At 63.9% G+C, this 19,071-nt stretch carries 17 protein-coding genes; 15 read left to right on the forward strand and 2 right to left on the reverse strand.

All coding sequences use genetic code 11. The annotated features are described in order from the left end of the window. Position 1 precedes the first annotated feature (1 nt). The 12 genes from BMI89_RS08850 (at position 2) to BMI89_RS08905 (ending at position 14,602) form a co-directional block, all read left to right on the forward strand. Positions 2 to 1,528, forward strand: a complete 1,527-nt coding sequence (locus tag BMI89_RS08850; RefSeq protein WP_078570645.1) for an aldehyde dehydrogenase family protein — start codon at positions 2 to 4, stop codon at positions 1,526 to 1,528. A 54-nt stretch (positions 1,529 to 1,582) separates the two neighbouring features. Then, the gene (locus tag BMI89_RS08855; RefSeq protein WP_078570646.1) at positions 1,583 to 2,833 is read left to right on the forward strand and encodes an ABC transporter substrate-binding protein; all 1,251 of its coding nucleotides are present in this window, start codon (positions 1,583 to 1,585) and stop codon (positions 2,831 to 2,833) included. 74 nt (positions 2,834 to 2,907) lie between these two features. Next, a complete protein-coding gene (locus BMI89_RS08860; RefSeq protein ID WP_078522163.1) occupies positions 2,908 to 3,801 on the forward strand; it encodes a sugar ABC transporter permease in 894 nt (297 codons plus the stop codon). Next, a complete protein-coding gene (locus BMI89_RS08865) occupies positions 3,801 to 4,685 on the forward strand; it encodes a carbohydrate ABC transporter permease (protein WP_078522164.1) in 885 nt (294 codons plus the stop codon). Before BMI89_RS08860 ends, BMI89_RS08865 begins: the two co-directional genes overlap by 1 nt. Positions 4,686 to 4,690: 5 nt before the next feature. Beyond that, positions 4,691 to 5,803: a sn-glycerol-3-phosphate ABC transporter ATP-binding protein UgpC gene (ugpC, locus tag BMI89_RS08870; RefSeq protein WP_078570647.1), complete on the forward strand. Its 1,113-nt coding sequence runs from the start codon at positions 4,691 to 4,693 to the stop codon at positions 5,801 to 5,803. After that, a complete protein-coding gene (locus BMI89_RS08875) occupies positions 5,800 to 7,299 on the forward strand; it encodes a GMC family oxidoreductase (RefSeq protein WP_078570648.1) in 1,500 nt (499 codons plus the stop codon). Before ugpC ends, BMI89_RS08875 begins: the two co-directional genes overlap by 4 nt. Positions 7,300 to 7,341: 42 nt before the next feature. Next, positions 7,342 to 8,928 (forward strand): GMC family oxidoreductase N-terminal domain-containing protein, encoded by a 1,587-nt coding sequence (locus BMI89_RS08880; protein WP_078570649.1) that lies wholly within the window; start codon positions 7,342 to 7,344, stop codon positions 8,926 to 8,928. A gap of 1 nt (position 8,929) precedes the next feature. Beyond that, positions 8,930 to 9,262 carry a Dabb family protein gene (locus tag BMI89_RS08885; RefSeq protein WP_143593867.1) on the forward strand — a complete coding sequence of 111 codons (333 nt, stop codon included), beginning with the start codon at positions 8,930 to 8,932 and terminating at the stop codon, positions 9,260 to 9,262. A 1-nt stretch (position 9,263) separates the two neighbouring features. Next, positions 9,264 to 10,289, forward strand: a complete 1,026-nt coding sequence (locus tag BMI89_RS08890; protein WP_078570650.1) for a LacI family DNA-binding transcriptional regulator — start codon at positions 9,264 to 9,266, stop codon at positions 10,287 to 10,289. A 93-nt stretch (positions 10,290 to 10,382) separates the two neighbouring features. Then, on the forward strand, positions 10,383 to 11,552 hold the full coding sequence (locus BMI89_RS08895; RefSeq protein ID WP_078570651.1) for a Gfo/Idh/MocA family oxidoreductase: 1,170 nt from the start codon (positions 10,383 to 10,385) through the stop codon (positions 11,550 to 11,552). 24 nt (positions 11,553 to 11,576) lie between these two features. After that, the gene (locus BMI89_RS08900) at positions 11,577 to 13,667 is read left to right on the forward strand and encodes an FAD-binding protein (protein ID WP_078570652.1); all 2,091 of its coding nucleotides are present in this window, start codon (positions 11,577 to 11,579) and stop codon (positions 13,665 to 13,667) included. Next, on the forward strand, positions 13,664 to 14,602 hold the full coding sequence (locus BMI89_RS08905; protein WP_078570653.1) for a sugar kinase: 939 nt from the start codon (positions 13,664 to 13,666) through the stop codon (positions 14,600 to 14,602). Before BMI89_RS08900 ends, BMI89_RS08905 begins: the two co-directional genes overlap by 4 nt. A gap of 61 nt (positions 14,603 to 14,663) precedes the next feature. On the opposite strand, the gene BMI89_RS20590 is transcribed toward BMI89_RS08905, so the two are convergent. Together BMI89_RS20590 and BMI89_RS08915 are read right to left on the reverse strand one after the other, a co-directional pair. Continuing rightward, the gene (locus BMI89_RS20590) at positions 14,664 to 15,005 is read right to left on the reverse strand and encodes a hypothetical protein (RefSeq protein WP_143593868.1); all 342 of its coding nucleotides are present in this window, start codon (positions 15,003 to 15,005) and stop codon (positions 14,664 to 14,666) included. A 413-nt stretch (positions 15,006 to 15,418) separates the two neighbouring features. Continuing rightward, positions 15,419 to 16,288, reverse strand: a complete 870-nt coding sequence (locus BMI89_RS08915) for a MurR/RpiR family transcriptional regulator (RefSeq protein WP_078570834.1) — start codon at positions 16,286 to 16,288, stop codon at positions 15,419 to 15,421. A gap of 146 nt (positions 16,289 to 16,434) precedes the next feature. On the opposite strand from BMI89_RS08915, the gene BMI89_RS08920 reads away from it, so the two are divergent. The 3 genes from BMI89_RS08920 to BMI89_RS08930 are packed head-to-tail and all read left to right on the forward strand — an operon-like array spanning position 16,435 to position 19,036. Next, the gene (locus BMI89_RS08920) at positions 16,435 to 17,205 is read left to right on the forward strand and encodes an N-formylglutamate amidohydrolase (protein WP_078570655.1); all 771 of its coding nucleotides are present in this window, start codon (positions 16,435 to 16,437) and stop codon (positions 17,203 to 17,205) included. Further along, positions 17,205 to 17,711, forward strand: coding sequence for a TRAP transporter small permease subunit (locus tag BMI89_RS08925; RefSeq protein ID WP_078522175.1), 507 nt, complete (start codon positions 17,205 to 17,207; stop codon positions 17,709 to 17,711). Before BMI89_RS08920 ends, BMI89_RS08925 begins: the two co-directional genes overlap by 1 nt. Further along, positions 17,711 to 19,036 (forward strand): TRAP transporter large permease subunit, encoded by a 1,326-nt coding sequence (locus BMI89_RS08930; protein ID WP_078550976.1) that lies wholly within the window; start codon positions 17,711 to 17,713, stop codon positions 19,034 to 19,036. The genes BMI89_RS08925 and BMI89_RS08930 overlap by 1 nt, the downstream gene beginning before the upstream one ends. The last annotated feature ends 35 nt before the right edge of the window (positions 19,037 to 19,071 follow it).

Raw genomic sequence — 19,071 nt, forward strand, 5'->3', positions numbered from 1 at the left:
CATGACCGAGCTGAACCTGATCTCCGCCGTCGATGCGGCGATCCCCGCAGAGCCCTTTATCTGTCGTCACCTGATCGCAGGCGAATGGCGCGACAGTGCCTCTGGCGAGACCTACGATCGGATGTCCCCGGCGCATGGCTGCCTCGTGAGCCGCGCGGCGCTGGGCGCCGAAGCCGATGCGGAAGCCGCGATCGTCGCGGCGCGCGAGGCGTTCGACAGTGGCGTCTGGAGCCGGGTCTCGGGCAAGGAACGCGCCACGATCCTGCTGCGCGTCGCCGATCTGATCGAGGGCAATGTCGAGCGGATGGCGCTGCTGGAAACGCTCGAAAGCGGCAAGCCGATTTCGCAGTCGCGCGCCGAAGTGTCGGGCGCCGCGGACTTGTGGCGCTACGCGGCTTCGTTGGCGCGCACCATGCATGGGGACAGCCACAACACGCTGGGGCCGGACATGCTCGGCGTCGTCGTGAAAGATCCGATCGGCGTCGTGTCGATGATCACGCCGTGGAATTTCCCGTTCTGGATCCTGAGCCAGAAGCTGCCCTTCGCGCTCGCCGCCGGCTGCACCACGGTCATCAAGCCATCCGAGCTGACGCCATCGACCACGGTGATGCTCGGGGAGTTGCTGTTCGAAGCGGGGATGCCCGCGGGCGTCGTGAATATCGTTCTGGGCTACGGGCCTGCCGTGGGCGGCCTGATGTCGACGCATGAGGCCGTGGATATGGTGACCTTCACCGGCTCGACCGTGGTCGGCAAGGCGATCTCGGCGGCCGCGTCGAGCACGTTGAAGAAGGTCGCGCTGGAGCTTGGCGGGAAGAACCCGCAAGTCGTGTTCCCCGATGCCGATATTGAGAGCGCAGCCGATGCGATCACCTTCGGCGTCTATTTCAACACCGGGCAATGCTGCAACTCGAGCAGCCGGATCATCGTCCATGAAGATATCGTGGATGAGGTGGTCGAGCGCGTGGTGGAACTGTCGAAGCGCGTGGCTTTCGGCGACCCGCTCGATCCGCGCACGCAGGTCGGGGCGATCATTTCCGTCCAGCATCAGGGCAAGATCGACGACTACGTTCGCGCGGCCGTCACCGAAGGCGCCGAGATCGCGCTGGGTGGCGGGCCGATGACCGTGCCGGGCCTAGAGGGCCAATTCTATCAACCCACCGTCGTGCGCGGCGTCTCGCCCGAGATGTCGATCGCCCGCGAGGAGGTCTTCGGACCGGTGCTTTCGGTTCTGACCTTCCGCACGATGGACGAAGCGGTAGCGCTAACGAATGATGCAAGCTACGGTTTGTCTGCGGGCGTTTGGAGCGAGAACGTCCACACCTGCCTCGAGTTCTCGACGCGGGCGCAGGCTGGGACCGTCTGGACGAATACCTGGATGGACGGTTTCCCGGAATTGAGCTTCGGCGGGGTCAAGCAGTCCGGTCAAGGGAGAGAGATCGGACGCTACGGCCTCGAGGAGTTCTTCGAGATCAAGACGCTCGTGATGCGCATCGGTCGCACGCGAGAGCCTTGGGTAAGACCCGAATGACCTGATCGGTCGCACGGGAGGGAGTGTGACGACAACGCAAGAGGGAGGAAAATCATGCGTAGTTACATCGGACGGACACTGAAAATGGCGAGCGTTCTGGCGCTCGTGGCAGGGTCGGCACAGGCGGAGGATGTGGAGGTCCTTCACTGGTGGACCTCGGGTGGCGAAGCTGCCGCGCTCAACGTCCTCAAAGACGATCTGCAGAAAGAAGGCATCGGCTGGAAGGACATGCCTGTCGCCGGTGGCGGTGGTCAAAGCGCGATGACCGTTCTGCGCGCGCGCGTCACCTCCGGTGATCCGCCGACCGCGGTCCAGATGCTCGGCTTCGACATCTCGGACTGGGCGCAGCAGGGCGCGCTGGCCCAGCTCGACAAAGTCGCGGCCGATGGCAACTGGGATGCGGTGGTGCCTGAGGCGCTGCAGAAGTTCTCGAAATATGACGGCCACTGGGTCGCGGTTCCCGTGAACGTGCATTCGACCAACTGGGTATGGTCGAACAAGAAGATGCTCGCCGATCTCGGCATCGAAGAGCCGAAGACCTGGGACGAGTTCATCGCTGCGATGCAGAAGGTGAAGGATTCCGGGAAGATCGCGCTCGCCGCGGGCGGCCAACCCTGGCAGGAAGCCACGATGTTCGATGGCGTCGTGCTGTCGGTCGGTGGCCCCGAGTTCTACAAGAAGGCCTTCGTCGATCTCGATCCCGAGGCGCTCGGTGGCGAGCAGATGGTCGAGTCCTTCAAGCGCATGGAGCAGCTTCACAGCTTCGTCGACCCGAACTTCTCGGGCCGCGACTGGAACCTCGCGACCGCGATGGTCATCAATGGCGAAGCCGCCTTCCAGATGATGGGCGACTGGGCCAAGGGTGAATTCCTGCGTGCCGGCAAAGAGGCCGAGGTCGATTTCGGCTGCTTCCGGACCCCGGGCACCGCAGACGATGTGACCTTCAACGCCGACCAGTTCGCGATGTTCAAGGTGGGCGAGGACGCGCAGGCCGCGCAGGACGCGATGGCGAAAGCCGTGATGTCGCCGTCGTTCCAGATCGCCTTCAACACGGTGAAAGGCTCTGTTCCCTCGCGCACGGACGTGTCGGACGAAGAGTTCGACGCTTGCGGCAAGAAGGCGATGGCTCAGCTGAAATCGGCGAGCGAGAACGGCACGCTTCTGGGTTCGATGGCGCATGGCCATGCTGACCCGGCTTCGGTGAAGAACGCGATCTATGACGTGGTGACGGCGAATTTCAACGGCGACTATGACGCCGAGACCGCCGCCAAGGAACTCGTCAAGGCCGTGTCGCTGGCTCAGTAAAAGGCTCTCGGGCCGGTCGATCTGACCGGCCCGTATCCCCACCCATCCGTCTCATTTCCCCAAAGGAGAGAGCAATGGCCCGTCCGGTCCAGTCAGACTTGCGTACCCGGCTTCAGGAATGGATTCCCAAGATCGTCCTCGCGCCCTCTGTCGCGTCCATGTTGATCTTCGTCTACGGCTTCATCGTGTTCACCGGGTACCTGTCGTTCACAAACAGCCGGATCCTGCCGAGCTTCGACCTTGTCGGCTGGCACAATTACTGGCGGCTTTTCCAATTGCCGACCTGGACGATCGCGGTCCAGAACCTTGCGATCTTCGCCTCGCTCTACATCGCGATCTGTATCGCGATCGGGCTCACTCTCGCGATCTTTCTGGATCAGAAAATCCGCGGCGAGGGGATGTTGCGCCCGATCTTCCTCTACCCGATGGCGCTGTCGTTCATCGTGACGGGGACGGCGTGGAAATGGCTTCTCGATCCGGGCATCGGGATCGAACATACCCTGCATCTCTGGGGATGGGAGAGCTTCCATTTCGGCTGGATCAAGAGCTCGTCCATGGCGATCTACACGGTGGTGATCGCCGCGGTCTGGCAAAGCTCGGGTTTCGTCATGGCGATGTTCCTCGCCGGGCTGCGCGGCATCGACAACGAGATCCTGAAAGCGGCGCAGATGGATGGCGCCTCGAACTGGAACCTCTATCGCCGCATCATCATTCCGCAGCTTCGGCCCGCGTTCCTGTCGGCCTTCGTTATCCTCGCGCACCTCGCGGTCAAATCCTACGACCTCGTCATCGCGCTGACCGGTGGCGGCCCGGGCCGGGCAACCGAACTGCCCGCGACCTTCATGTATTCCTACACTTTCACCCGCAACGAGATGGGCGTGGGCGCAGCGTCGGCGGTTATCATGCTGATGACCATCGCCGCGATCATGATCCCCTATCTCTACGCTGAACTGAAGGAGCCGAAGTAATGTCCGGCGCCGTCGATACCGGGGTCGCGATCCGCACAAATCGCGTGACCCGCACCTTCATCTATCTTTTCCTGCTGCTGTTCGCGCTGTTCTACCTGCTGCCGCTCGCGGTGATGCTGATCAACTCGGTCAAACCTCTGAGCGAGATCACCGGCGGCAACATGATGGCGCTGCCCAATGTCTGGACCTTCGAGCCCTGGCGCGAAGCCTGGTCCTCGGCCCAGATCGGCGTTCAGCCAACCGGCCTGCGCCCCTACTTCATCAACTCGATCCTGATCGTGGTTCCGGCGGTGGCGATCTCGACCATCATGGGCGCGCTCAACGGGTACGTGCTGACCAAGTGGCGGTTCCGCGGCGACACAATCCTGTTCGGGATGCTGCTGTTTTCGTGCTTCATTCCGTTCCAGATCGTGCTGATCCCGATGGCGCGGGTGCTTGGGATGATCGGGCTCGCAGGCTCGGTGCCGGGGCTGATCCTCGTCCACGTCGTCTACGGGCTCGGCTTCACGACGCTTTATTTCCGCAACTACTACTCGGCCTTCCCGACCGAGCTGGTGCGCGCGGCTCAGATCGACGGGGCCGGGTTCTTCCGGATCTTCTACCGCATCCTTCTGCCACTGTCGGGGCCGATCATCGTGGTCACGATCATCTGGCAGTTCACCAATATCTGGAACGACTTCCTGTTCGGGTCGTCCTTCGCCGGGCAGGCCAGCCAGCCGATGACCGTCGCCTTGAACAACCTCGTTCAAAGCTCGACCGGCGTGAAGGCCTACAACGTTCACTTCGCGGGTGCGATCCTTGCGGCGCTGCCCACTCTCATCGTCTACATCGTCTCGGGGCGCTTCTTCGTGCGCGGCCTGATGGCGGGCTCAGTCAAGGGGTAATGCCAATGGGTCTCCTCGATATTTCAAACGTCACCAAGTCCTACGGCGCGGTCGAAGTGCTACACAGCGTCGACATCTCGGTCGATGAAGGTGAATTCCTCGTGCTGGTCGGCCCGTCCGGCTGCGGCAAGTCCACGCTCTTGAGCATGATCGCGGGGCTGGAAGGGATCACCTCCGGCGAGATTTCGATCAAAGGGCGCACCATGAACGGTGTGCACCCGTCGAAGCGCAACATCGCGATGGTGTTCCAGTCCTACGCGCTCTATCCTAACATGACCGTCGGCCAGAACATCACTTTCGGTCTCGAGATGCATGGCACGCCCAAGCCCGAACGCGAGGACGCGATGAACCGGGTGGCGGAGATGCTGCAGATCGACAATCTGCTCTCGCGCAAACCGGGGCAGCTTTCGGGCGGTCAGCGTCAGCGCGTCGCGATGGGCCGTGCGCTGGTGCGCGACCCGGATGTGTTCCTGTTCGACGAGCCGCTTTCGAACCTCGATGCGAAGCTGCGCGTCGATATGCGTACCGAGATCAAGAAGCTGCACCAGAGCCTTGGCACCACGATCGTCTACGTAACCCACGATCAGATCGAGGCGATGACGCTCTCGACCCGGATCGCGGTGATGAACAAGGGCTATGTGCAGCAGCTCGGCACGCCGAAGGAAATCTACGACACGCCGTCGAATGTCTTCGTGGCGACTTTCATGGGCAGCCCCGCGATGAACGTGTTCCCGTCGCGGATCGTGGTGAAGGACGGTGCGCCCCATGCGGCCGTGACGGGCCATGACGGGGTGGAGCAACTGCTCCGCTTCCCGCAAGCCAATCTCGCTCAGTGGGACGGGCGCGAAATCCTTCTCGGAATCCGGCCGGAGACGATCACCGATCCGGAGGGGGCCGATCGCAAAGCCGCCCATATCGCGCCGCTGCGCAACCATATCGGCGTCACTGAACCCGCAGGGTCGGACACGTTCGTGACGATGACGCTGGGCGGGCGTGACGCCATCGCCCGGATGCGAGCCGATGTGACCGTGCGGGCGGGCGAGGTCTTCGATTTCGCCGTCAACATGGACAAGGCGGTGGCCTTCGATCCCAAGAGGGAGGAGCGCATCCAGCCATGAGCGATGCCGACGTCATCATCATCGGCTCGGGCATGGGCGGTGCCACCACGGCGGCGGCACTGGCCCGGACGGCGCGGCGCGTGCTGGTGCTCGAGCGTGGCGAACGCCTGCCCGACACGCCAGACGCGCGCGACCCGGACGCGATCTTCGCGCGCGGTCATTACCGGCCCGAGGAAACCTGGCTCGATGGCGATGACGTGCCGTTCAACCCCGGTAATTACTACAATGTCGGTGGCAACTCGAAATTCTACGGCGCCGTTCTGATGCGCTACCGCAAGGCGGATTTCTCGCCTGTCGCGCATCAGGGTGGCACCACGCCGGGTTGGCCGATCGCCTATGAAGAGATCGAGCCCTTCTACCAGAAGGCCGAGGCGCTCTATCAGGTGCGCGGTCAGCTTGGAGAGGACCCGACGGAGCCGCGCCATTCCGGCCTCTACGCCCATGCGCCGGTCCCGGACGAACCCGATATCAAGGCGCTCCGGCGGCGGTTGAAATCGGTCGGGCTGCATCCGTCCTCCCTGCCGCTCGGGGTCGATATCGACCGCTGGCTCGCGCATGGGCAGACGCCTTGGGATGCGTTCCCCGATACCTGCGGCGGCAAGATGGATGCCGAAAGCGTCGGTCTGGCGACGGCACTGAAATCCCCGAATGTGGAGCTGATGACGGGCGCGCGGGCGCAGCGTCTGATCGTCGATGCCGAGAACCGCATCAGCGGGGTCGAGATCGAGAAAGACGGGCAGACCCAGACACTCACGGCGTCGGTCGTCGTGCTCTCCGCCGGGGCAGTGCAAAGCGCGGCTCTCTTGCTCGCCTCTGCGGACGAGCGCCATCCGACCGGGCTGGCGAACGGCTCCGATCAGGTCGGGCGCAATTTCATGAACCACAATTGCTCGGCCGTTCTGGCGCTGCATCCGCTGCGTCGGAACCGGGCGGTCTATCAGAAGACGCTGGCGATCAACGATTTCTACCTGTCGGGCGGGGCGAATGGCGCGCCGCTGGGCAATATCCAGCTGCTCGGCAAAATCTCCGGTCCGATCCTCGCCTCGGCCTCGCCGCTGCCGCGTCCGGTGGCGAGCTGGATCGCCAACCGCTCGGTCGACCTTTATGCGATGTCCGAAGACCTGCCGAATCCCGAAAGTCGCGTGACCCTCAAGAACGGCAAGATCCGGCTCGACTGGAAGCGCTCCAACTGGGAGGCCCATCTCGAACTCGTCGCCATGCTGCGCCGGAAGCTGCGCGCTGCGGGCTATCCGATCGTGCTCGCGCGGCCATTCGACCGGCAGACCCCGTCGCATCAATGCGGGACGGCGCGGATGGGTAACGATCCGGCGTCGAGCGTCGTCGATACGTTCTGCCGCAGCCATGACCACCCGAACCTGTTCATCGCCGATGCGTCTGTCCTGCCGACCTCGGCTGCCGTGAACCCCGCCCTTACCGTCGCGGCGCTCGCCCTGCGCGCGGCCGAGCATATCGAACAGACAGAGCTTGCCGCCTGAGCCACCCGGGCTGCGGCGAGAGACTTGGCCAAGGAGGCCAGCATGAAGACGACTTACGATTTCATCATTATCGGCGGCGGTTCGGCTGGCTCGGTGCTGGCCGGGCGTCTCTCCGAGGACCCGTCGGCGGACGTGCTGCTGCTCGAGGCGGGCGGCAGCGATCGCCACCCGTTCTATCATCTGCCCGCGGGCTTCGCGAAGATGACCAAGGGCATCGGGAGCTGGGGCTGGGAAACGGTTCCGCAGCGGCACATGCAGAACAAGGTCTTTCGCTACACGCAGGCCAAGGTGATCGGTGGCGGCTCCGCGATCAACGCGCAGGTCTATACGCGGGGCAATGCGCGCGACTACGACGAATGGCGTCAGATGGGATGCACCGGCTGGGGCTATGAGGACGTGCTGCCCTATTTCCGCAAGGCCGAGGATAATGCGAGCCTCGAGAACCGGTATCGCGGCAAGGGCGGCCCGCTCGGCGTCAGCGATCCGCGCGCGCCCCTGCCGGTCTGCGAGGCCTATTTCGAAGCGGCCGCCGAGCTTGGTATCCCGCGCAATTACGACGTGAACGGCGAGAAGCAGGACGGGGTCGCCTATTACCAGCTGACCCAGCGCAATGTGCGCCGCTCCTCGGCTGCGATGGCCTATGTCGCGCCCAATCGTCACCGCGAGAACCTCACGGTGAAGCTGAGTGCTCAGGTGCGCCGGATCGTGGTCGAGAATGGCCGCGCGACCGGGGTCGAGCTCGTCGATGGCACGCGGCTGCGGGCGGAGAGCGAAGTGCTGCTCTGTTCGGGGGCGATCGGCTCGCCGCGGCTCTTGCAGCTGTCGGGGATCGGGCGGGCGGACGAGCTGGCCTCGCTCGGGATCGATGTCGTCTTCGACCAGCCGGAGGTGGGGTCCAATCTGCAGGATCACCTCGACCTTTATTGCATCAGCGAACTGTCGGGCCCCTATAGCTACGACCGTTATGCGAAACCGCATTGGGCGGCGCTGGCGGGGCTGCAATATCTGTTCGGACGCAAGGGGCCGGTGGCGTCGTCTTTGTTCGAAGCCGGCGGCTTCTGGTATGCCGATCCCGAGGCGCGGTCCCCGGATCTGCAGTTCCATCTCGGGCTCGGGACCGGCATCGAACACGGCGTCGTCTCGATGCCGCAGGGCGGTATCACGCTCAATTCCTGTTACCTGCGCCCGCGCTCGCGCGGCAGCGTCCGTCTGCAAAGCGACGATCCGGGGAAGGCGCCGCTGATCGATCCGAACTACCTGCAGGACCCGCTCGATCGCGAAATGTCGATCCGCGGGCTGAAGCTGACGCAGGAAATCCTGTCGCAATCGCCCTTGCGCAAATATATCCTCGCCGAGCGCCTTCCGGGACCCGATGTCCGAACCGATGAGGATTACTTCGATTTCATTTGCACCCATTCGAAAACGTCGCATCACTGCGCGGGGACATGTCGCATGGGCGCCGATCCGGGGGCTGTCGTAGACCCGACATTGCGGTTCAACGGGATCGAGGGGCTGCGCGTCGTCGATAACTCGATCATGCCGCGCGTGATCTCGTCCAACACCAACGCAGCGGCGATCATGATCGGCGAGAAAGCCGCCGATATGATCCGCGCGTCACATGGAGGCTGACATGACAGTGCGCCACATCGTTCTCGTCAAATTCAAACCCGAGCTGAGCGAGGAAGAGATCGCGCCGCTCTGGCAGGAGCTGCACGCGATCGAGGGCAAGGTGGACGGGCTTGGCGCGATCTGCGCGGGCCGCTCCGAGAGCCCCGAGAAGATCGAGCGCGGCTACATGCACGGCTTCACGGTCGATTTCCGCGACTGGGAGGCGCTCGCCGCCTATCAGGAACATCCCGATCACCGGGCGCTCGGTGCGAAGCTCGTGGCCAACGCCCAAGGCGGGATCGACGGCATCCTCGTTTTCGACCTTGAGATCGCGGCTCAGCCGCAGGGGGCGTGACATGGCGCCGAGCGACCGCAGACCGACGATCATCGACGTGGCCCGCAAGGCCGGGGTCTCGAAATCGACCGTCAGCCTCGTGATCCAGAACAGCCCCCTGGTGAAGCAGAAAACGCGCGAACAAGTGCAGGCTGCGATGGCCGAGATCGGTTATGTCTATAACCGGGCGGCCGCCAATCTGCGCAGCGCCGGGGCCGGACTCGTCGGTCTCGTGATCAACGACCTTCGCAACCCGTTCTTCACCGAATTCGCGACATCCGTTCAAATGGCGCTGTCGAGCCGCGGCTATGCGGCCGTCGTGGCGAACACCGACGAAGACCCGCAGCTTCAGGCGCAGGTGGTCGAGGCGATGATCGAGCATGGCGTCTCCGCGATGATCCTGTCGCCCGCCTATGGCGACGAGGCGCTGAGCTTCGAGGCGCTTCAGCGGGCGGGCATTCCGGCGATGCAGGTGCTGCGCAAAGTCGAGATGCGGACCGAGCTCTTCCCCTTCGCCGCGCCGGACTATCCGAACGGGACGCGTATCGCGACCGAGCATCTCCTCGAACAGGGCGCGAAGCGGATCGCTTTCGTGGGCGGTCTGGAAGGCCGGGCCGTCACGCAGGAACGTATGGCGGGCTATCTGAGTGCGATCGAGATGGCCGGCCTCGAGCCCCATGTTCTGACCGGCAGCGCGAGCCGCGCCTTCGGCAGGGAGGCGGCGCACGCGTTGGCAAAGGATTATCCGGAGGTCGATGCCGCAGTCTGCTTCAACGATCAGGTCGCGCTCGGGATGATTTCGGGCTGCGCCGAGATCGGGCGCAATGTCGGCCGCGATCTGCGCATTGTGGGCTTCGACGACATCGAGGAGGCGGCCCATTCCTGGCCGCCGCTCAGCTCGGTGCGCTGCGATATTGACGGCTTCGGGAAGCTTGTCGCCGAAACGATCCTGGCCTGGCTCGAGAACGACAAGGTGCCGGCGCCGGAAATCCGCACGCCGGTCTCGCTGGCCATTCGTGGATCGAGTGGCGAGACACCCGCGGGCTGAGACGACAGGGAGACGGGAGGCCCGCCCGTTCGGACGAAACAGAGACGAGACCGCGCGGAGAGACTCCGGCGCGAACAGGAGAGGAGTGTTCAAATGACAGAGATCCGCGTTGCCGTGCTCGGCGCTTCGGGGTGGATGGGCAAAGTCCACACGATGGCCTACGAGACCTTTCCGCATTTCTTCGGGACCGAGGGAGGTACGGCGCGCGTCGTCACCCTCGTCGATCGCAATCCCGCGCGGGCGCAGGAGCTTGCCGCCCGGGTGCCCGGTGCGCGGATCGTTCAGGACTGGCGCGAGGTGATCGCCGATCCCGAGGTCGATCTTGTGGATATCTGCCTGCCCGACAACCTGCATTACGAGGTTGCGAAGGCCGCGCTCGAAGCGGGCAAGCATGTCTTCTGCGAAAAGCCCCTTGCCGAGTCCGCCGAGGAGGCGCGCGAGCTTGCCGATATCGCGAAGGTGCGCGGCCTGATCACCCGCGTCGGCCACGGCTTCCCGCGCAACCCCGTCCATGATCTCGCGAAGGAGATCATCGATGCGGGCGAGATCGGCGAGATCACGATGTTCAAAGGGTGCCAGCATGTCGACATGTATGGCGACCCGATGGTGCCCTACATGTGGCGCGCCGATGGGTCGCTCGCGCCGACCGGGATCGTCGGGGATACCGGCAGCCATGTCTTCAGCTTCATGGAATTCCTCGTCGGTCGCGTCTCGTCTCTGATTGCCAACAACATCATCGTCACGCCGCGCCGCCCCAAGATCGAAGGGCTGGGGCTGGGCGAGACGGCAGAGCTGACCGGCAGCGAGGAATGGGCCGATATCACCAATCCCGACGCGAGCCAGATTCTGTGCACGTTCGAGAACGGTGCGAACGGGATCGTGGATTTCAGCCGTGTCGCGACCGGGCGCAAATTCATGCAGACCTATGAGATCTACGGCACGAAAGGCAGCCTCGCCTATACGTTCGACGAGGTTAACCGGCTGCGCTTCTACACCAATGCCGATCCGATCGGGCGCCGTGGCTACCGCGAGATCGATGTCGGGCCCGAGCATCCGACCTACGCGGCCTTCCTGCCGCTGCCGAATTTCGCGCTCGGCTATAATGAGACCAAGATCATCGAAGCGGCGGAGGTCATCCGCTCCATCGTCTCCGGCAAGGCGATGTGGCCGACCTTCGAGACAGGCCATCACATCACCCAGATCGTCGACGCCTGCATGAGCTCGTCCCGGCAACGCGCCTGGGTCGACATTCCGCAAAGCTGACCGGACCGCAAACGGAGCCAAGACATGGACAGTGCAATCCCTCAGGAAATCCTCGACGCCCTGACCGATATCGAGATGCCGCGGCTGCGGGCCGACGAGGCGGTCCCGGAGATGCTCGAGATCGCGGGCCTCACCCTGCCGGTCTATCGCACCGGCTGCCTCGTCGTCGGCAGCGGGGCCGCGGGGCTTCGCGCCGCCGTCGAACTCAAGCGGCGGGGCGGCGAGGTCATCGTCGCGAGCCAGAGCGCCTGGGGCGGGACCTCCGCCTGCTCGGGCTCCGACAAGCAGACGCTGCACACCGCGAATACCGCCGATCACGGGGATGATTTTCAGGCGATGGCGCGGGCGATCCGGGCTGGCGGCGCGATGGACGAGGATACGGCCTATATCGAGGCGGTCGGCTCGCCGCGCATGATGGCCTCGCTGCAATATCTCGGCCTGCCGCTGCCGCAGGACCGGTTCGGCGCGACGCTGCGCTACAAGACCGACCATGACGAGACCGGGCGCGCGACCAGCTGCGGCCCCCGAACCTCGCGGTTGATGGTCAAGGTGCTGGCGGAAGAGGCGCTGCGGCTCCACGTGCCGATCTTTAACCACACGACGGTCGTGCAGCTGCTCACCGAAGGCGACGGGGATGACCGCCGGGTCTCCGGGGCGCTGGCGTTCCGCAAATCCGACCGCAGCGAGGCCAATCCCTATGGTCTCGTGCTGTTTGCCGCGCCGAATGTCGTGCTCGCGGCGGGCGGGCCGGGCGAGCTTTATCGCGACAGCGTCTACCCCAATGGCTGCTTTGGCACGTTGGGTCTCGCGCTCGAAGCGGGGATCGAACTGGTGAACCTCACCGAAAGCCAGTTCGGCATCGGGACGCGCCGCGAAGGGTTCCCGTGGAATCTCTCGGGGACTTACGTGCAGTCGCTGCCGCATATCTATTCGGTCGATGCCGAAGGGCGCGAGCATCATTTCCTCGCGCAATATTACCGGACGACGCAGGAGCTGGCCTCCAATGTGTTCCGCAAGGGCTATCAATGGCCGTTCCACGCGACGCGGATGCTGGATTTCGCGTCGAGCCTCGTCGATCTGGCGATCTGGCGCGAGAGTGCAGCGGGGCGGCGGGTCTTCATGGATTTCAATCGCAACCCGCTGCCGGTGCCCGGCGATCAGCCTTTCGATCTCACCCGCCTCGACGAGGATGTGCGGACCTATCTGGGCACTGCCGGGGCGGATCAGGAGTTGCCGATCGACCGGCTGCGCCACATGAACCCGCTCGCGATCGAACTGTACCGTCGCTACAAGGTCGACATCGCCGCCGCGCCGCTCGAATTCGCGGTGAACAACCAGCATATGAATGGTGGGATCGCGGTCGATCCCTGGGGACGCTCCAACCTGCGCGGTGTCTATGCCGCGGGCGAAGCGGCGGGCACGCATGGCGTGACGCGCCCGGGCGGATCGGCCCTGAACGCCGGTCAGGTCTTCGGCACCCGCGTTGGCGAGCATATCGGCGCAAGCCGCACGGCGCATGCGCCGGATGCTGTCGGATCGGAGGCCCTCACTGCGGCGGTGACGAATCTGCTCGCACGGTTGAACACCGACAGCGCGCATTCCGTGAAGTCGGTCCGCGACGAAGTTCAGGCCCGGATGAGCGACCATGCCGGGATGATCTGCAATGGCGAGGACGTGGCCGAAGCGCTTGCAGCGGCGCGCCAGTTGAACCGGAGCTTGCGGAGCGGCGGGATCGCCCCGGAGCGCGCGGGCGATGGTGGGCGCGCGATCCAGTGGCAGCAGATGGCGCTTGCCTCCGAGGCCGTCCTTGCCGCGCTCGACCAGTATATCTCGCAAGGCGGTGGCAGCCGCGGCGCGCGCGCGATTTGTTCCGATGAGGGCGAAGCGATCCCGATGGCGCGCGATACGGATCTGGGCGCGTTCCGCTTCAAGACGGAGCGCGACATCGACAAACAGACCCAAATCCTCGTCCGTCTGCAGGGGGAAGACTTGAAGATCGACACTCGCGAAAACCGCCGCTTCGACGAGAGCGCACGCGCGTTCTTCGAGCGGGACTGGCCCGATTGGCTGACCGGCCGCATCTTTGACCTCGATGCGAAAGGCCTGCGCGAATGAGTGAGAACCCGAAGAAGATGGTCGCCGTCGGGGAAGCGATGCTGGAACTCGCCCCGGTCGAGGGCGGCACGTTCCGCCTTGGCTATGCGGGCGATACGTTCAACACGCTGTGGCATGCGGCGCAACTGCTTGGGGCGCGTGCCCGGGCGGGCTTCGTCACGCGCATCGGCGAGGATAAGCTGTCCGGTCGTTTCCTCGCCGAGATGGAGGCGGATGGCTTGGACATCTCCACCGTGCAGCGCGATGCCGAGCGCGAGATGGGGCTCTACATGATCGAGCTCGAGGGGGCGGAGCGCAGTTTTCACTATTGGCGCCAGCTTTCTGCGGCGCGTCGGCTCGCGGATGATCCGGATACCCTCGGGCGCGCCTTGTCCGGCGCGGATCTCGTCCATGTGTCGGGCATCACCCTCGCCATTCTCTCGCCGGAGGCGCGCGAGACGCTGTTCGACGCGATTGCCAAAGCGCGCAGCGAAGGCGCGCGAATTTCCTTCGATCCGAACTATCGGCCACGGCTCTGGCAATCGCCGGAGGAGGCGCGTGACACCTGTCTGCGCATGCTCGACCATACCGATATCGCGCTGCCGAGTTTTGACGACGAGGCTGCCTTGTGGGGCGATGCGACGCCGGAACAGACCTTGGAGCGATTGAGCGGGCAGGGGGTGGGCGAGATCGCCGTGAAGGATGGTGCACGCCCCGTCTGGTATCTTGCCGAGGGGCGCGCCGGTCGGCGCGACACCCCGGTTCTGACAGAGCTGCGCGATACCACCGGCGCGGGCGATGCGTTCAATGCGGGCTATCTTGCCGCCCGTCTTCTTGGGTACCCGGTCGAACAGGCGATCGGCATGGGGCAGACAGTCGGCGGCGCGGTCTTGGGCGAGCCGGGCGCGCGGCTGGGCAAGGACGCAGCGCGCGCCCTCGCGGCGTCGCTGGAATAAGGCGGCTGCGGATCATCGCGTGACCGCATGTCTATGCCGTGGTCGTCATTCCGTCGCGCGGTCACGCTTCAAACCTGTCAGGCTGCCGTGTCGGGCGCGGGTCTTCCACCCACGCCAAACCGCTCTGGCATCCGAAAAAAGGTAAACGTTGACGTGTGTTCTTAGCGCAAATCTCATTCGCCTTCAGGATGGGTATGGGCATGCTTTTGGCTATCTCAAAGAGAGACATGTCGGGGAGGCCTATGGCTTTGAGTGCTGCCGGGACTGCGGGCGACAGAGGATCCACATTGGCAATGGCCTCGATTCGGGAATGGAGGTTGCTGAGAGGTCCCGTAATCAGGTCTTCCATCGGGTTGAAGCTCATGCCCCAGGCCTTCAGTATGTCGATCGGGGCTTCGAACATAGCTCGTGTGTCTGCGGCACGCCCGGCGCGACGGGCCCTCCACTCGGTGAAGAGAGCAAGTCTGACGTTCGCACAGCGTGCCTCGCCCTCTATGAAATCCCTCGTCTCAAGGGACCTGTTAATTTCACGGAGCTGTTCGAAGTCCGTAAACTCATTCGGGACGCGCATACGGAAGTAGTAGGTCTTGCCCGTTGCCCCATCCGGGTGCAGTTCTCGCAAATTCCACCCGCAGTTGGGTGGAGCGATTTCTCCAAAGAAACTGGGAACTTCCACCGCCCGAGAGAAAAATTTCGTTCTCCCTCGAGCCTGCATCTCCTGGGCACCATTACTCAAAAAGTCGCTCAATTCATCCGGGTTGCGCGACTTTTTCGTTTCTGGGCCGGCCGTTTTCGCGCAGGGACGCGCGCTGAGCCTTATTTCCTGCGGAAAAAGCGCGCGCGGTCATAAAGGGCCTCCAGCCGCGCCATGCGGGCCGAGGTTTCTTCCCAGGTCAGCGACTGGATCGCCGCCATGAGCGTTTCGACCAGAACCTGAATCGCAACCGTCGAATCCCAGGCCGAGGGCGCTTCGATCTGCGCCGAAAAGCGATAGCGCGCATGGGCCGCGGCGGGCGAGACCCAAGGGTCGGTGATCAGCACGACTTCCGCACCCTGCTCGACCGCCATCTCGACCAGTTGCAGCACGCTCGATTCGTAGCGGCGGATGTCGAAGACCAGCAGCACGTCGCCCTTCTGCATCTCGAGAAGCGCGGGCGGCCAGCTGTTCGAGAGCGGCTCGAGCAGCTCGACGCCGGGGCGGATCACCTTCATATGCGCCACGAAATAGGCCGCGATCGGGCCAGTGATCCGGCCCCCGGTCGCGAAGATGCGGCGTTTGGGATCGGCCATCAGCGCGGCGGTGGCGTCGAATTCGGCATGGTCGATCTGCTTCAGCGTCGCCTGCAGATTGCCCAGAACCGTATCGGCGAAGCGGTTGATCATATGGGTGTCGGGCGCATCCCCCGCCCAGCGATCATGTTTGACCAGCGGCGAAACAAGCTGCGCCTCCAACTCGTCGCGCACCGCCTGCTGCAGCCCCGGATAGCCGCCATAACCCATCTTCTGCGCCAATCGCACCACGGTGGGAGAGGAGACCTCGGCGGCCCGCGCCAGCTGCGCCACAGATCCCAGAAGCGCCATCGGATAGTGGCGCAGGATATGTCCGGCGAGTTGCTTCTCGGTCCGGGTCATCTCTTCGATGCCCGTCCGGAGCCTGTCTTCGATGCTTTGCGTCGCTGCTGACAAATCGGGCACCCCCGTGCGAATCAAGTTAGAAATGATTGTAACAGAATTTTCTTCTCTGAAATTTTCTTGACAGATGCGACATGCCGGAGCGAGCCTGACCGCAGGACGCGACGTAGAATCGCGCCGCTCAACAGAGAGGGACCGATTTGAACAGCGCGCATGTAGCGGTGGAAATCGAAGGCGCGGATCGACCGGGTGAGGTCGTTCTGGTCTGCGAACATGCGTCGAATGTTTTTCCGGCGCCTTGGGGCGATCTGGGTCTGACCCCCGATCAGCGCGAGGCGCATATCGCTTGGGATCCCGGCGCGCTGGGCCTTGCGCGCGGTCTGGCCGCGCAATTGGAGGCGCCGCTGGTCGCCGCCCGCCAGTCGCGGCTGATCTACGATCTCAATCGTCCGCCGCATCACCCCGGTGCGATGCCTGTGACCTCCGAGATTCACGACATTCCCGGTAATGTGGCGCTTTCGCCGGACGACCGTAGTGCGCGCACCGAGGCGCTGTACGAGCCGTTCCACGCAGCGCTACGCAGTCTGATCGCCGAGCGGTTGGCCCGCGGGCGGCCGACGGCGCTGGTGACGGTCCATTCCTTCACCCCGATCTGGTTCGGGAAGCCCCGCGAAGTCGAGCTTGGCGTGATCCACGATGCCGATCCGAGCCTAGCGCAGGCGGTTCTCGAGGAAGCCCGCCGTGTCACCGAACTCGATGTGCGTCTTAACGAACCTTACTCCGGCGCGGATGGCGTCTGTCATACGCTAGCGCTGCAGGCCACGCCGATGGGACTGCGGAATGTCATGCTGGAGCTGCGCAACGATCTGATCGCCGATCCCGCCGCGCAAGAGGCGATGGCCACGACGCTTGCCCCGGTGCTGCAAGCCGCGCTGTCGCAGATCACCGCAAATAACGGGGAGGCCGCCTGATGCCACGCTGGAGTGTCGCCTATGTTCGCCTGATCGACGGGTTCAACCGCAAGCTCGGCAAGGTGGCGATGTACCTTCTCTACGTGATGATGGCGATTATGCTGTTCTCATCGCTGACGAAGATCTTCGAAATCCCCGCGCTCTGGACGCTCGAGATGGCCCAGTTCACGCTGGTCGCCTATTACATGCTCGGCGCGCCGTGGACCCTGCAGGGCGACACGAACGTCCGGATGGACCTCCTGTACTCCCGCTGGTCGCCGAAAGGGCAGGCCTGGTGGGATGCCTTCACCGTTTTCGCGCTGATGTTCTACCTCGGGATCATGGTCTACTCGGCCTTCGATTCCACGGTCTATTCCTTCGAATATAACGAGCGAAACCCGACCGCGTGGCGTCCCGTGCTGTGGCCGATCAAGGTCATCATCACCACGGGCTTCGCACTTCTCTTCTTGCAGGCCGTGGCCCTTCTGATCCGCGATGTCGCGACTATTCGCGGAGAGGAAATCTGATGGATCACAACACCATCGCCCTTTTGATGTTCTCGACGATGCTGCTGATGATGCTGACCGGTCAGCGCGTCTTCGGTGCCATCGGCTTCGTCGCCGTCGTCGCGGCGTTCTGGCTCTGGGGGCCGGGCGGCACGCAGATGGGCTTCGGCTCGGTGATGAAGCTGATGAAATGGACGCCGCTGCTGACGCTGCCGATGTTCGTCTACATGGGCTATGTGATGTCCGAGAGCCGTCTGGCCGAAGACCTCTATCGGATGTTCCACGTCTGGTTCGGGCCATTACCGGGGGGGCTCGCCATCGGGACGATCATGCTGATGGTGATGATCTCGGTGATGAACGGGCTGTCGGTCGCGGGCATGGCCATTGGTGCGACGATCGCGCTGCCGGAACTGCTGCGCCGGAACTACGACAAGCTGATGATCTCGGGTGTCATTCAGGCGGGGTCGTCCTTGGGCATCCTGATCCCGCCCTCGGTCGTGCTGGTGCTGTTCTCGCTGATCGCGCGCCAGCCGGTGTCGGAGCTGTGGCTGGCAGGCGCGGTGCCGGGGCTGCTGATGGCCACGCTGTTCGTCGCCTATATCGTGATCCGCTGCAAAATGAACCCGGACCTCGCGCCGCCGATGGATGCGGAAGAGCGCGCCATGATCACTATGCGCGAGAAGCTGCGGCTCCTGCGCGCGGGTCTGATGCCGGTCTTCATCTTCGTTGCGATGATGGTGCCTTTCCTCAAAGGCTGGGCGAGCCTGACCGAAGCCTCGGTAATCGGCGCTCTGGCGGCCGTCTTCGCGGCGGCCATCAAGCGGCGCTTCACCTGGCAGGTCTTCAAGGTTTCGACCGAGAACACGCTCAAGATCACCGTGATGTTCATGCTGATCATCACCGCGGCGCTCTCCTTCGGGGCGGTGTTCGACGGTCTCGGCGCGGGCCGCGCGATCGAGGATTTCTTCACCGACAGTCTCGGCCTCGGCCCGTGGCAGATCCTGATTCTGATGCAGCTGAGCTTCCTCGTGATGGGGATGTTCCTCGACGACACGGCGATGCTGGTGATCGTGGCGCCGGTCTATGTCTCGCTCGCCCGGCATCTGGGCTTCGACATGATCTGGTACGGTGTCCTTTATACCATCACCTGTCAGGTTGCCTATCTCACGCCGCCCTTCGGCTATAACCTGTTCCTGATGAAGGCGATGGCGCCCAAGGAATTCACCCTGCCGGTGATCTACGCCTCGGTGATCCCCTTCGTGGGCGTGATGGTCCTGACGCTGATCCTCGTGATGATCTTTCCGCAGCTGGCGCTCTGGCTGCCGCATGCGGTGCTTGGAAGATAACCATAACCCGGAAAAACCGGGATCAACCAACAAGG

It is taken from the genome of Thioclava sp. F36-7, from assembly GCF_002020075.1.
Taxonomy (GTDB): Bacteria; Pseudomonadota; Alphaproteobacteria; order Rhodobacterales; family Rhodobacteraceae; genus Thioclava; species Thioclava sediminum.

Bases quoted from the DNA above. Each gene is read 5' to 3' on its own strand.
- BMI89_RS08850 (WP_078570645.1), top strand. From the start codon at position 2: ATGACCGAGCTGAACCTGATCTCCGCCGTCGATGCGGCGATCCCCGCA.
- BMI89_RS08855 (WP_078570646.1), top strand. From the start codon at position 1,583: ATGCGTAGTTACATCGGACGGACACTGAAAATGGCGAGCGTTCTGGCG.
- BMI89_RS08860 (WP_078522163.1), top strand. From the start codon at position 2,908: ATGGCCCGTCCGGTCCAGTCAGACTTGCGTACCCGGCTTCAGGAATGG.
- BMI89_RS08865 (WP_078522164.1), top strand. From the start codon at position 3,801: ATGTCCGGCGCCGTCGATACCGGGGTCGCGATCCGCACAAATCGCGTG.
- ugpC (WP_078570647.1), top strand. From the start codon at position 4,691: ATGGGTCTCCTCGATATTTCAAACGTCACCAAGTCCTACGGCGCGGTC.
- BMI89_RS08875 (WP_078570648.1), top strand. From the start codon at position 5,800: ATGAGCGATGCCGACGTCATCATCATCGGCTCGGGCATGGGCGGTGCC.
- BMI89_RS08880 (WP_078570649.1), top strand. From the start codon at position 7,342: ATGAAGACGACTTACGATTTCATCATTATCGGCGGCGGTTCGGCTGGC.
- BMI89_RS08885 (WP_143593867.1), top strand. From the start codon at position 8,930: ATGACAGTGCGCCACATCGTTCTCGTCAAATTCAAACCCGAGCTGAGC.
- BMI89_RS08890 (WP_078570650.1), top strand. From the start codon at position 9,264: ATGGCGCCGAGCGACCGCAGACCGACGATCATCGACGTGGCCCGCAAG.
- BMI89_RS08895 (WP_078570651.1), top strand. From the start codon at position 10,383: ATGACAGAGATCCGCGTTGCCGTGCTCGGCGCTTCGGGGTGGATGGGC.
- BMI89_RS08900 (WP_078570652.1), top strand. From the start codon at position 11,577: ATGGACAGTGCAATCCCTCAGGAAATCCTCGACGCCCTGACCGATATC.
- BMI89_RS08905 (WP_078570653.1), top strand. From the start codon at position 13,664: ATGAGTGAGAACCCGAAGAAGATGGTCGCCGTCGGGGAAGCGATGCTG.
- BMI89_RS20590 (WP_143593868.1), bottom strand. From the start codon at position 15,005: ATGTTCGAAGCCCCGATCGACATACTGAAGGCCTGGGGCATGAGCTTC.
- BMI89_RS08925 (WP_078522175.1), top strand. From the start codon at position 17,205: ATGCCACGCTGGAGTGTCGCCTATGTTCGCCTGATCGACGGGTTCAAC.
- BMI89_RS08930 (WP_078550976.1), top strand. From the start codon at position 17,711: ATGGATCACAACACCATCGCCCTTTTGATGTTCTCGACGATGCTGCTG.